Genomic DNA, 13,041 nt, shown 5'->3' with positions numbered 1-13,041 from the left:
TGGTGGCAGGGCAGGCGCTGATCATCTTGCCAGCTTGGATGCCTGCAAGGGGGAGATGGTTTAAGGGCTTGGCCGGGAAGCGTGAGGCCGGCCCGCTTGCGCGGACCTGTAAAGCCGGCCGCTGGCGCGGCTTGAAAACGGTAAACGGTAAACGGAGAAGAGCAGGGGGGCCTCACCCTTCCGCTCTTCCCCGTTTACCGTTTACAGGCGCGCAGCGCCGAATTCACAGCGAGCGCTAGCGAGCGGCCCCACTCGTCACGAAGTGATGGCTTCCCGGGCGAGCGCCTGGGCCACCCGCTGCTGTTCCTGCTGCAGGCGGGCCGGAATGCGGCCGCCGAAGCTGTCCAGGTATTCGCCGATGGCACCGAGTTCAGCCTGCCAGCCGGCCTGGTCGACGGCGAGCAGTTCGTCCATCGTCGCCGGGGCAATGTCCAGATCGTGCAGGCGCAGCTCACCGTCGGCGGGCACGGTGCCGATGGGGGTGGCTTCGCCTTCGGCACGGCCTTCCACGCGATCGATCATCCATTCCAGCACGCGCAGGTTGTCACCGAAGCCCGGCCACAGGAACGCACCGTCCTTGCCCTTGCGGAACCAATTGACGTGGAAGATCTTCGGCAGCTTGTCGGCCTGTTCCTCGAACGACAACCAATGGGCGAAGTAGTCGCCGTAGTGGTAGCCGCAGAACGGCTTCATCGCCATCGAGTCGCGGCGCAGCACGCCGACGGCGCCCGTTGCCGCGGCCGTCGTCTCCGAGCCCATGGCTGCGCCGACCAAGACGCCGTGGGCCCAGTCGCGCGCTTCGAATACCAACGGCACCAGCGAGGGGCGGCGACCGCCGAACACGATGGCACTGATCGGCACGCCCTGGGCGTCTTCGGCCTTGGGCGACCAGGTCGGGCACTGCTTCGCGCTCACGGTGAAGCGTGAATTGGGGTGCGCGGCCGGGCCGTTGGCCGGATCGTAGGGACGACCCTGCCAGTCGGTGACAGGCTTGCCCGGCAGGCCTTCCCACCACGGCTGGTTGTCGGCGGTGACGGCGACATTGGTGAAGATCGTATCGCGCGCGATCGTCTCCAGCGCGTTGGGGTTGCTGCTGGTGCTGGTACCCGGCGCCACGCCGAAGAAGCCCGCTTCCGGATTGATGGCGTACAGGCGGCCATCGGCGCCCGGGCGCATCCAGCAGATGTCGTCGCCCACCGTCCACACCTTCCAGCCTTCCTGGCGATAGCCTTCCGGAGGAATCAGCATGGCAAGATTGGTCTTGCCGCAGGCAGACGGGAAGGCCGCCGCGATGTAATGCGTTTCGCCCTTCGGGTTTTCGATGCCGACGATGAGCATGTGCTCGGCCAGCCAGCCCTCGTTGCGCGCCTGCGAACTGGCGATGCGCAGCGCGTGGCACTTCTTGCCCAGCAGGGCGTTGCCGCCGTAGCCCGAACCGTAGGACTTGATCGTCAGCTCATGCGGGAAATGCATGATGAAGCGGCGCTCCGGATCCAGTTCACCGGTGGAGTGCAGGCCCTTCACGAAGGAACCCTCGCGCTCGATGCGCGCCTGTGCCGCGGCGCCCATGCGCGTCATGGTGCGCATGTTGGCGACAACGTACGGGCTGTCGGTGATTTCCACGCCGCAACGCGACAGCGGCGAATCGATCGGGCCCATGCAGTACGGGATGACGTACATGGTGCGGCCTTCCATGCAGCCTTCGAACAGGGCGTCCATGCGCGCGTGCGCATCGGCCGGCGACAGCCAGTGGTTGTTCGGGCCGGCGTCTTCTTCTTCGGGCGTGCACACGAACGTGAGGTGCTCGACGCGCGCCACGTCGGACGGATTGGAGCGGTGCAGGTAGCAACCGGGGTGGGTCTGCTGATTGAGCTCAATCAGGTCGCCGGTCTGCAGCATTTGCTGCACCAGTGACTGGTATTCGGCGTCCGAGCCGTCGCACCAATGGATCTGCGCGGGACGGGTCAGCGCCGCCACCTCGTTTACCCATCGCTGCAGCGATTCCAGCTTGCTCGCCATGCGTTCCTCACTTCTGGTCTTAGGGAAAAAAAGCGTGAAAACGGTAGTTTACGAATAGTGGCATTGCAAGGACGGATGCAGCAAAAAGCCAGCAACGGACTGATGTGTCAGAGATTTTTAGGGTGCGGCATGCGAAATCGGCGTGCAGCCGGGGTGCTGCTGAGACGCCTGAGCGCTTTAAAAGCGAAGGGCGCCGCCGGGGCGCCCTTCGCTCATGCATAAGCCTGTTTAGCTGGCGATCAGGCCGGCGTGAGCGTCCGGATCATGTGCTCGACGTAGGCGTCGAATTCTTCGTGGCTGATGCGCGGCAGGCCCAGCGTGAAGTTCAGCTGCAGGAAACCGACATAGGCGGCGTACGTGAGACGCGCGCGATTCAGCGCCTCATGCGTATCGAGGCCGGCTTCACGATAGATGTTGGTCAGGAATTCCATGCGGCGCTGCGAGACGCGGGCCATCACCGGCACGACCTGCGGGTGATCCAGCGCCTTCAGCAAGGCGGCATAGACGCGGTGCGGCGCGAGCTCGTGCGCCACGCGGCGGAACAGCTCCGGCAGGCGTGCGCGCGGATCCGGCATGGCTTCGATCTGCGCGATCACTTCGCGCTCGCCGTACTGCTCCCAGCGCTCCAGGGCGGCCTGGAGCAGGGCTTCGCGGGTGCGGAAGTGCCAGTAGAAGCTCCCCTTGGTCACGCCCAGTTGCCGTGCCAGGGCCTCGACGGCCAACGCGCCGACGCCTTGCTCGGCGATCAGCTTGAGGGCGGCATCTTCCCAGTCCTCGGCGGACAGGCGGGTGCGTTCGGGACGATCGGGTTTGGCGCTTGCATTCATCCGAGTATGGTAATCCCTGTCAGGGGCTTTGCAATCGGCGACGCTGCAACTTGTTGAATGTTCGCCGCATCTGGACGCTTTTTTTCATCTTTGCTGCACCTGTTGACGGCATCCGGTGACACCATCCATACTCAGGCGTATGGTTGCCACGACGACGCCCACGCTCCAATCGACCCGCTTCGCCACCGGCGACGGCCTGACCCTTGCCGTCGACATCTATGGAGACGACCAGCGACCGACCCTCCTTTTCGCGCATGGCTTTGGCCAGACGCGCGGTGCATGGAGGGCCACGGCGCGTTCGCTGGCGGGCGAGGGCTATCGCTGCGTCACGTTCGACAGCCGCGGCCATGGCGAAAGCGATCGTGTCCCCGCCGGTGAATACCACATGGAGCAGTTCGTTTCCGATGTGGTGCAGCTGGCGCACGCCCAGCCGGACAAGCCCGTCCTGGTGGGCGCATCGATGGGCGGGCTGCTGGCGCTGGTGGTCGCAGGTGAAATCGATCCGTCGGCATTTCGTGCGCTGGTGCTGGTGGACATCACCCCGCGCTGGGAGTCGGCGGGGGTGGAGCGCATCCTCGCCTTCATGCAGGCGCACCCGGATGGTTTCCTCAACTATGAGGATGCCGCGGAACAGATTTCGAAATACCTGCCGCATCGCGCCGGACGCAAGAGCGAAGAGCAGCTGCGCCCGCTGTTGCGCGAAGGCGCTGATGGCCGTCTGCGCTGGCACTGGGATCCGGCTCTGCTCGGTGGGCTGGTCAGCGAGAGCGAACGCTATCAGCCGCGCCTGATGTCGGCCGCAGCCAAGGTGCAGGTGCCCGTACTGTTGCTTTCTGGCGGTCGCAGCGATGTCGTGTCGAGCGATACGGTGCAGGAATTCCTCCAGTTGGTGCCGCATGCCGAACACGTGGAGCTTTCGCGCGCCACGCATATGGTGGCTGGCGATGCCAACGATGCTTTCACCCAGGAGATCGCACGATTCGTGCGACAGCTTGCGTAAGTACAAACAACACAAGCCGCGTCCACGCGGCGATCGACCCGGAAATGGTCATGTCTGCAAACCGCAACAACGATTCACGTAACGAGGTGCTGTGATGTCCGTGATCCTCACTCTGCTGGCCGCACTCATCGCCACCGGCGCCTGTGCTTACCATCGCACCAGCCTGCGCACCTGGGCCGTTGTCACGGTCGTGGCGACGCTTGTGGTCGGCCTGGTGGCGCAAGCGCCCTGGACGATGGTGATCCTGCTCATCATCGAGCTGGCCATCGCCGTGCCGCTGCTGATGATTGGCTTCCGCCGCAAGCAGATCAGCGCCCCTCTGCTGAAGCTGTTCGCCAAGGTCACGCCGAAACTGTCGGAAACCGAACAGACCGCGCTGGAAGCCGGCACTGTCGGTTTCGAAGGCGAGCTGTTCTCCGGCAAGCCCGACTGGCACGAGCTGCTCAAGCAGCCCAAGCCCGTGCTCAGCACCGAAGAACAGGCCTTCATGGATGGCCCGGTCGAACAACTCTGCGCCATGCTCGACGACTGGCAGATCACGCACGAGCTGGCCGATCTTCCGCCGGACGTCTGGGCTTTCATCAAGAAGCACAAGTTCTTCGGCATGATCATCCCGAAGCAGTACGGCGGCCTGGGCTTCTCGGCGCTGGCGCACTCGGCGGTGCTGCAAAAGCTGGCCACCATGTCGGCCACCGTCGCCTCGACCGTCGCCGTGCCCAACTCGCTGGGCCCGGCCGAACTGCTGCTGCACTACGGCAGCGACGAGCAGAAGAACCACTACCTGCCGCGCCTCGCCGTCGGTGAGGAAATCCCGTGCTTCGCGCTGACGGGTCCGTATGCCGGTTCCGACGCCACGTCGATCACCGACTTCGGCATCGTCTGCAAGCAGATGGTCGATGGCGTGGAAACGCTTGGCCTGCGCCTGACCTTCGACAAGCGCTACATCACGCTGGCGCCGATCGCGACCGTGGTCGGTCTGGCTTTCCGCATGTACGACCCGGACAAGCTGCTGGGCGACAAGGCAGACCTCGGCATCACGCTTGCCCTGATTCCGCGCTCGACCGCGGGCCTGGAAATCGGCCGTCGTCACTTCCCGCTGAACATCCCCTTCCAGAACGGCCCCGTGCACGGCAAGGACATTTTCGTGCCGATGTCGGTGCTGATCGGTGGTCCGGAAATGGCCGGCCATGGCTGGCGCATGCTGGTGGAATGCCTCTCGGTGGGTCGCGCGATTTCGCTGCCCTCCAATGCCACGGGCGGCGTACGCGCTGCGGTTGCCGCGACAGGTGCCTATGCGCGCATGCGCAAGCAGTTCGGCCTTTCGATCGCGCGTTTCGAAGGCGTCGAAGAAGCCCTGGCTCGCATCGGTGGCCTGACCTACGCGACCGCCGCGTTGTCGCGTGCTACGGCCGCAGCCGTCGATCGTGGCGAGAAGCCGGCCGTCCCGTCGGCCATCGCGAAGTATCACGCCACCGAGTTCGGTCGCACCATCGCCGGTGACGCCATGGACGTGCATGGCGGCAAGGCCGTGCAGCTGGGTCCGAAGAACTACGCTGGCCGTGCCTGGCAGGGCGTGCCCATCGCTATCACGGTGGAAGGTGCCAACATCATGACGCGCAGCCTGATGATCTTCGGTCAGGGTGCCATTCGCTGCCATCCGTATGTGCTGAAGGAAATGCAGGCACTGTCGATTGCCGACTACAGCGAGCGCCTGAAGACCTTTGATCGCGCCCTGTTCGGTCATCTCGGCTTTGGCGTGTCCAATGCGGTTCGCGCCTTCACGCTGGGCATCACCGGTTCGCGCATCGGTGATACCGCCGGCGACGCCTACACTCGCCGCTACTACCGCAAGCTCAACCGCTATTCGGCGGCGCTGGCTTTGTGCGCCGATACCTTCATGGGCGTTCTGGGTGGCAAGCTGAAGTTCAAGGAAAAGCTGTCCGCCCGCCTCGGTGACGTACTGAGCTACCTGTATATCGCCAGCGCGATGCTCAAGCGCTACGAGGACACCGGTCGTCCGGAAGCGGATCGCCCGCTGCTGGCCTGGGCCTTCCACGAGTGCATGTGGCGCATCCAGACGGCCCTTGATGGCGCCATCCGCAACTTCCCGGTGCGTCCCATTGCCTGGCTGCTGCGTGCCCTGGTGTTCCCGTTTGGCCGTCGCGAAGTACCGCCGTCCGATCGTCTGGGCCGTCGCGTTGCCGCCATCATCACGGCGCCGGGCGAGGCGCGCGATCGCCTGATGGAATGGGTCTACCTCACGCCGTCAGCCAACAACACGATCGGTCGCATGAACGAGTTGCTGCCGGACGTGATCGCGGCTGAACCGGTGGAACGCAAGTTCGCCAAGGCGCAGAAGGCCGGTCAGTTCAAGTCGCATGACTACAACGGCCAGCTGGCCGAAGCCGAGAAGGCCGGCATCCTGGATGCTGCCGAGGCGGCCTTGCTCAAGCGCGTGCGTGACGGCGTGTTCGAGTTCATTTCGGTGGACGATTTCGATCCGTCCGAGTTGCGCGCCGCGCACACCCGCGCCGACAAGAAGTCGCTGGCGGACGCTGCTTGACCCGCGGCAACCAGCGATGTGAAGGAGCGGCGCCATGAGCGCCGCTCTTTCCATGTGGAAGCGCTTCGGTGGCTCTGCGGCGGGGCGCTGGGTGTACTCGAAGCTGATCTGCTTGAAGGCACCGTACTTCGCCACCATTGCACCTCGATTTGAAGTGCTGGAGCTGGGCCGGTGCGAGATCCGCATCCCCGATCGTCGCCGGGTGCATAACCACATCGGCACCGTGCACGCGATTGCGCTGTGCAATATGGCGGAGCTCAGCGCCGGCATGATGACGGACGTGAGCATTCCCGCCAGCATGCGCTGGATTCCCAAGGGCATGACGGTGGAATACCTCGCCAAGGCCGTGGGCACGCTACGCGCCGTGGCCACGCCGGTATCGGCCGCGATCGAGTCGGACAGCGGTTACGAGTGGCCGGCCCTGGTGAGCGTGCGCGACGCGGCGGGCCAGGAAGTGTTTCGTGCGCGCATCGCCATGTGGGTGTCGCCGCGCCCGAAGCGCTGAGCGAGCGGATGATTCAGTCGGCCAGTACGCACTGGTTCTTGCCACCGTCCTTGGCCGCATAGAGCGCCCGGTCCGCGGCCTGGATCAGTTCCTCATCGATACCTGCGCCGCCGCAAACGGCAATGCCGATGCTGGCGCTGACCCTGGCATCAAAGGCACCCTGGCGGCCATGGAGGGGGTAAGGTTCGGCGAGTCGGGCGCCCAGTGCACGGCAACGCTCCATCAGCAGATCGACGTCGCTGACGTTTTCCAGGATCAGCGCGAACTCATCGCCACCGAGTCGCGCCACCGTGTCGTCGGCACGCAGCTCGTCGCGCAAGCGCGTCGCAATGGCGCAGAGCAGCGCGTCGCCCGCCGGATGGCCGTGCGTATCGTTCACACCCTTGAAGCCGTCGATGTCCAGCAGCGCCAACGCGAAACCCGTGCTCTGGCGCGGCGCGCGCTGCATGGCGGTGTGCAGGCGATCGTGGAACAGCGCCCGGTTGGGCAGCCCGGTGAGCATGTCATGCGTCGCCTGGTGCAGGATCTGCGCTTCGATGCGCTTGCGCTCGGCGATTTCCTCGTTCAGTTCGCGATTGCGCTCCGACAGCGCGTCAAGCGCATAGCGCAACTGGGCGCGCGCGTCGTACAGATCCAGGAAGATGCGCACCTTCGACTGCAGCACCACGTCGTTGATCGGCTTGGCGATGTAATCGACGGCCCCGAAGCGGTACCCCTTCAACCGGTTGATGTCATCGGCATAGGCCGCCGTGACGAAGATGATCGGCGTCTCGCGCAAGCGTTCGGCCTCGCCGAGCAAGGCGGCTACTTCGAACCCATCCATCTCCGGCATGTTGACGTCGAGCAGGATCAGCGCGAAATCGTGATCCAGGCACATGGTCAGAGCTTCGTTGCCACTGCTGGCCTCGAACAACTGCGCGCCGCTGTCGGCCAGCAGGCGACGCATGGCGACCAGGTTGGCGGGCGTGTCGTCGACAACGAGGATTTTTGGCGCGGTAGGTGTCATGAAAGGCACAGGCGATTGAGCAAAAGGGGAATCTCGGGCAAAGGCAGGCAGAAATCGGTGCCGGCCTGATCGAGGGCGGCCTGCGGCATGGCAGGGGACTCCGCATCCCTGGGGTCCTGCACGATGGCCAGTCCACCGTGACGGCGAACGGCGGCCAGACCCACGGCGCCGTCGCTGTTCGCGCCGGTGAGCATCACGCCGACCAGTCCCTCACGGTAGGTATCGGCCGCGGACTCGAAAAGTACATCGATGGAAGGGCGCGCAAAGCTCACTCGAGGATCCACCGAAAGTGCGAAGCGACGCTGGGATTCCACCAGAAGGTGATAGCCAGTGGGTGCGACGTAGATCGCGCCGCCGATGACCGGGCCACGTTCACGCGCCTCGATCACCGGCAATGTGGCGTGCTTCGCCAGCAGTTCGCACATCATGTCGACCGTGGATGAGCCCGTATGGCAGCACACGACAAACGGTTGCGGCACCGTGGAGTCGATGGCGGCGAACATCCGTTCCAGGGCGGAAAGGCCACCGGCAGAACAGCCCACGACAACCGCTTGCGGTCGAATCATCCTAAACGTCCTCCATGACGCGATGTCCCAGCCGGTAGATCCGCAGGCCGGCATTTACGGGTGCAAAATCCACGGCTGACGACGCGAAGTCCAGGCTTTCGCGCGTGCCGAGGCAAAGGAAACCGCCACGCACCAGACTGTCCCGGAACAAGCCGAGCACGCGGTCCTGCAGTGGGTCGGAAAAATAGATGAGTACGTTGCGACACAGCACCAGGTGCGCCTCGCAAAACACTTCGTCGGTCACGAGATTGTGGTTGGCGAAGATGACGTTGCGGCGCAGGCGCTGGTCGAGCTTCAGCAGCTCATAACGAGCGCTGTAGTAGTCGGCCAGCGTGTGGGTGCCGCCGGCCGCAAGGTAATTGCGCGACCACAGTTGCGCTTCCTTCGCCGGATAGATGCCTTCCTGCGCCTGTTTCAGCGCGCTCTCGTTGAAGTCGGTTGCGTAGATCTGCGTGCGATCATAGAGCCCGGCCTCTTCGAGCATGATCGCCAGCGAATAAACCTCCTGCCCGTGCGCGCAGCCGGCTTGCCAGATGTTGATCTGCGGATACGAGGCCAGCACCGGAAACACTTGTTCACGCAAGGCGCGGAACACATCCGGGTCGCGGAACATTTCCGATACGGGCACCGACAAGCCCTCAAGCACCGGTGCGAGGAATCCCTCTTCGTGCAACAGGCGTGTCGTCAGGTGGCTTACGGTGCCGGTATCCAGCGAGCTGGTCAGTTGCAGTACGCGTCGCTTGAGGGAGGCGGGTGCGTACTGGCTGAAGTCGTATCCATGGCGCAGTTTCAATGCACGCACGAACAGTTCGATCTCGATGTCCTCGAGCTCGGGATCGTTCGGCAGCAGACCGCGATCGTTCATTGATGCAGCCACACCCGCATCATCGAGGACAGCTTGTCGATGTCGATGGGCTTGGACAGGTAGTCATTGGCACCGGCCTCCAGGCATTTCTCGCGATCGCCGCGCATGGCCTTCGCGGTCAGCGCGATGATCGGAAGTCGCGCGTAACGCGCCTGTGCACGGATTTCGCGGATGGTGTCGTAGCCATCCATGACCGGCATCATCACGTCCATCAGCACCAGCTCGATGTCGCTCTGATCGCCGAGGGCCTTGAGGGCCTTCTGCCCGTCCTGGGCCATGGCCACATGCATGCCCCAGCCGCGCAACACCTTCGACAGGGCGAACAGATTGCGCATGTCGTCATCGACCAGCAGTACCTTGCGATCACGCAGCTCGTGCCCGGAGGGCGCTGCAGGCGTGGCGGCGGGTGAGGTGGCGCGGCCATCGCGGAAGCTGTGCAGGAACAGGCTTACTTCGTCGAGCAGGCGCTCCGGCGAGCGGGCGCCCTTGATCACGATGCTGTCGGTGTACTGGCGTAGTTTCAGGCTTTCTTCGCGGCTGAGCTCGCGTCCGGAATAGACCACGACGGGTGGCACGCTGCCCGTGGCCGCCACCTTTTCCAGGAACTCGATGCCCGACATGCCAGGCAGCCCCAGATCCAGCACGATGCAGTCGTAATGGGCACTCGCGGTGCGCTCAAGCGCTTCTTCCGCGGTACCCACTTCGTCAATGGCGATGTCCTTGTTCTTCAGCAGGGTGCGCATGGCGGCGCGCGAATCGGCGTCGTCATCGACGATCAGCAGCTGACGCTCCTGGCCTTCCGCAAAGTGCATCAGGCGATCGAATGCTTCGCCGATGGCTTCTCGGCTGACCGGCTTGGTGAGGAAACCCACTGCGCCCAGGTCGCGACCACGGCCCGCTTCGTCGACGGCGGAAATGAAGTGCACGGGAATGTGGCGGGTCTTCGAGTTGTCCTTGAGCTGGGCGATGACCGTCCAGCCGTCCATCCCGGGCAGCATGACGTCGAGCAGGATGCCGGTGGGGCGGAAGGTCGCCGCCAGCTGGATGCCCGATTCGCCGTCGCCCGCCGCCAAGACGCGATAGCCCTTGCGATGGACCATGTCGGCGAGGATGCGCGCAAACACGGGGTCATCCTCGATGATCAGGATGACCGTGTCATGGGAGGTGATCGTGTCGCGGTCGTCGTCGATGGTGTCGGGCAGCAGGGCCGTCGTGTGAGGGCGCGCCATCGGTGCAGGCGCCGGGGCGGCCGGCGGCAGGGTATCGACCTGGCCCTCGATGCGCTCCGGCAGCAGGATGGTGAAGGTGCTGCCCTGGCCTTCGGTGCTGTGCACGACGATATCGCCACCCAGCAGCTCGGCTATGCGTCGCGAAATGGTCAGTCCCAGTCCCGTGCCGCCGTACTGGCGACTGGTGCTGGCATCGACCTGCTCGAATGCCTGGAAAATCCGCTGCAGCTTGTGCGCGGGAATGCCGATGCCTGAATCCGTGACGCCGATGGCCACGGCCGGCTTGCCCTGAAGGGCCGGCGGCAGGGCGATGGTGGCTTCCGGGCGCCCGATGCGCACTTCCACGCGACCTTCGTGGGTGAACTTGAAGGCATTGCCGATGAGGTTGTTGGCGATCTGTTCGAGCTTGCTGGCGTCGGTGAACAGGCTCGCGGGCAGGCCGGGCTCCACGATGATGCGGAAATCGAGCTGCTTTTCCTGCGCGACGTGATTGAAGGTGCGGCCAAGCGTGCGCTCGAGGTCGGCCAGCGGGAAGTCGCTGGGCGACAGCTCCATCTTGCCGGCTTCGACCTTGGACAGGTCGAGGATGTCGTTGATCAGGCGCAGCAGATTGCTGCCCGAGTCATGGATGATGCGGGCCGACTCAATCTGTTCGTCATCCAGATTGCCTTCGCGGTTTTCCGACAGGCTGCGCGACAGGATCAGCAGGCTGTTGAGCGGCGTGCGCAGCTCGTGCGACATGTTGGCCAGGAACTCGGATTTGTACTGGCTGGCGCGCGCAAGTTCTTCGGCCTTTTCCTGCGTCTCTTTCTGCAGACTCTCCAGGACACCTTTCTGCTGGTTGAGCGTGTCGGTTTTCTGGCGAAGTTCTTCGTTCGACGCCTGCAGTTCTTCGGTCTGCACGCGGAGCTCTTCTTCCGATGCAAGCAGGCGCTGCGATTGCTCCTGCAATTCCTGTGTGCGCGCGTTGAGTTCTTCGTTGGTGGCTTGCAGATCCTGTTGCTGGCGACGAAGGGCTTCTTCGGACGTACGCAGTTCGTCAGCCTGTTCGCTGGTGCGATGGAGGAGGTCCTGCGTGCGAATGGCGCGGCCGATGTTCTCCAGCGAGAGCGCGGCAATCGGCAGCAATTCGTTGAGCAGACCTTGCTCGCTTTCGGTCAGGTGATGGAAGCAGGCCAGTTCGAGCACGCCAAGCAACCGGTCACGCAGCATGAGCGGCAGCACGACGATCGAACGCGGCGATGCTTCACCCGTACCGGAATGAATGCGGATGTAGTCGTCGGGCACTTCCTGGAGCGTGATCGGCTTGTGCTCGACGGCGCACTGCCCAACGAGACCTTCGCCCAGGGCGTACCGCGTGCTCAGGTGCTTGCGTTCCTGAAAACCGTAGCTGCCTTCGAGGCGAAGGGCGTTGTCTGCATCGTCCCAGCCATAGAACACAGCCACACCGGCTTCGACGAGCGGAGCCAGGGTGCCGGTCAGGCGTTCGGCGAACTCGCGCGTGGTGCTGACGGTCTGCAGTTCGCCGGCAATCTTCGAGACGTTGGACTTGACCCACGTTTGCGCACTGGTCTCCATTTCCATCTGCTTGAAGACGTGCAGGGCGCGCGCGATCTCGCCGATTTCATCGCGCCGCTCCAGACGGCGGATTTCCACGGTGTGATCGTGGCTGGCGAGTCGCGTCATCAGATCCGTCATGCGCCGGAGCGGGCGCGTGACCAGCCGATAGGTCATGACCACGACTGATGCGCCCAGGATCAGGCTGAGGAGCATGGTGAACCAGATGGCGGCTTCCACCTTGAAGACATAGCTGCGCTGCGCCTTTTCGCGCGCGTCCAGCAAGTCCTGCTCGGTGGCGTCGACCTGGTCGGCCAGGGTCAGGATGTCCTTCATGCGCACCGTGCGCGCCGCCATGTAGGTCGACTGGATGTTCTGGCGGGCCAGGGCCGCCGCTGCCGGATCGGTTTCCGTCAGTTGTTCCATCGGCACGACGCCGTTGCGGTTGAGCTCCAGGCGCCACTGCGTGGCCATGGACTGCAGGCGATCAATACGCGTCTGCTGCAACGGATTGTCGCTCGTGAGCTTGCGCAGTTCGGCCAGATGGTTGTCGAACTCGTTGCCGGCCCGGGTGAAGTCGTCCAGCTCGACCGGGTTGCGCGTCAGCAAATAGCCGCGCGCACCGGCCTGGCTTTCCTGGATGGACTGGACGACGTCATCGAGCTTCAGCTGCACCGCGAAGGTATGACGCGTCCAGTCCCAGCTTTCCTTCTGCTTGGTGATCGACACCAGCGACACGATGCTGCAGGCGGTAAAGATCGCGATGAGGCCACCAATGGCCACCATGATCTTGCGCTGTATCGGCTGGTGCGCGAGCCACGAGTACTTGTTCGTCGGGGAGGCCATGGCTGTCGGGTCTTCTTTTGGCGCCGGCTTGGCCGGCGCGGGGCGGAATTTCCCGGCA

Annotated in this window: 8 protein-coding genes and 1 pseudogene; 3 read left to right on the top strand and 6 right to left on the bottom strand. The window is 64.1% G+C overall.

Features of this window, described 5'->3' with window-relative positions; translation table 11 throughout:
* Positions 1 to 255: 255 nt before the first annotated feature.
* Positions 256 to 2,022: pseudogene (locus tag EYV96_RS09225) on the bottom strand (phosphoenolpyruvate carboxykinase (GTP)); the annotation flags it as partial.
* Between the two features lie 236 nt (positions 2,023 to 2,258).
* A complete protein-coding gene (locus tag EYV96_RS09220; RefSeq protein ID WP_131151124.1) occupies positions 2,259 to 2,846 on the bottom strand; it encodes a TetR/AcrR family transcriptional regulator in 588 nt (195 codons plus the stop codon).
* Between the two features lie 139 nt (positions 2,847 to 2,985).
* Here EYV96_RS09220 and EYV96_RS09215 point away from each other — a divergent pair, with 139 nt between their 5' ends.
* The 3 genes from EYV96_RS09215 (at position 2,986) to EYV96_RS09205 (ending at position 6,914) form a co-directional block, all read left to right on the top strand.
* Positions 2,986 to 3,846, top strand: a complete 861-nt coding sequence (locus EYV96_RS09215; protein WP_131151123.1) for an alpha/beta fold hydrolase — start codon at positions 2,986 to 2,988, stop codon at positions 3,844 to 3,846.
* 94 nt (positions 3,847 to 3,940) lie between these two features.
* Positions 3,941 to 6,409 (top strand): acyl-CoA dehydrogenase, encoded by a 2,469-nt coding sequence (locus tag EYV96_RS09210; protein ID WP_131151122.1) that lies wholly within the window; start codon positions 3,941 to 3,943, stop codon positions 6,407 to 6,409.
* Positions 6,410 to 6,443: 34 nt separating this feature from the next.
* Complete coding sequence (locus EYV96_RS09205) at positions 6,444 to 6,914, top strand: hotdog fold domain-containing protein (protein ID WP_131151121.1); 471 nt, start codon at positions 6,444 to 6,446, stop codon at positions 6,912 to 6,914.
* Positions 6,915 to 6,927: 13 nt separating this feature from the next.
* Here EYV96_RS09205 and EYV96_RS09200 read toward each other — a convergent pair whose 3' ends face one another.
* The 4 genes from EYV96_RS09200 to EYV96_RS09185 are packed head-to-tail and all read right to left on the bottom strand — an operon-like array spanning position 6,928 to position 12,983.
* Positions 6,928 to 7,920 carry a diguanylate cyclase domain-containing protein gene (locus tag EYV96_RS09200; protein WP_131151120.1) on the bottom strand — a complete coding sequence of 331 codons (993 nt, stop codon included), beginning with the start codon at positions 7,918 to 7,920 and terminating at the stop codon, positions 6,928 to 6,930.
* Positions 7,917 to 8,486, bottom strand: coding sequence for a chemotaxis protein CheB (locus EYV96_RS09195; protein ID WP_131151119.1), 570 nt, complete (start codon positions 8,484 to 8,486; stop codon positions 7,917 to 7,919). Before EYV96_RS09195 ends, EYV96_RS09200 begins: the two co-directional genes overlap by 4 nt.
* A gap of 1 nt (position 8,487) precedes the next feature.
* Positions 8,488 to 9,351: a CheR family methyltransferase gene (locus tag EYV96_RS09190; protein ID WP_131151118.1), complete on the bottom strand. Its 864-nt coding sequence runs from the start codon at positions 9,349 to 9,351 to the stop codon at positions 8,488 to 8,490.
* Positions 9,348 to 12,983 carry a response regulator gene (locus EYV96_RS09185; protein ID WP_131151117.1) on the bottom strand — a complete coding sequence of 1,212 codons (3,636 nt, stop codon included), beginning with the start codon at positions 12,981 to 12,983 and terminating at the stop codon, positions 9,348 to 9,350. The genes EYV96_RS09190 and EYV96_RS09185 overlap by 4 nt, the downstream gene beginning before the upstream one ends.
* Between the last annotated feature and the right edge of the window lie 58 nt (positions 12,984 to 13,041).

It is taken from the genome of Dyella terrae, from assembly GCF_004322705.1.
In the GTDB taxonomy this organism is placed as follows: Bacteria; Pseudomonadota; Gammaproteobacteria; order Xanthomonadales; family Rhodanobacteraceae; genus Dyella_D; species Dyella_D terrae.
This window is presented reverse-complemented; position numbering and strand designations above follow the sequence as displayed.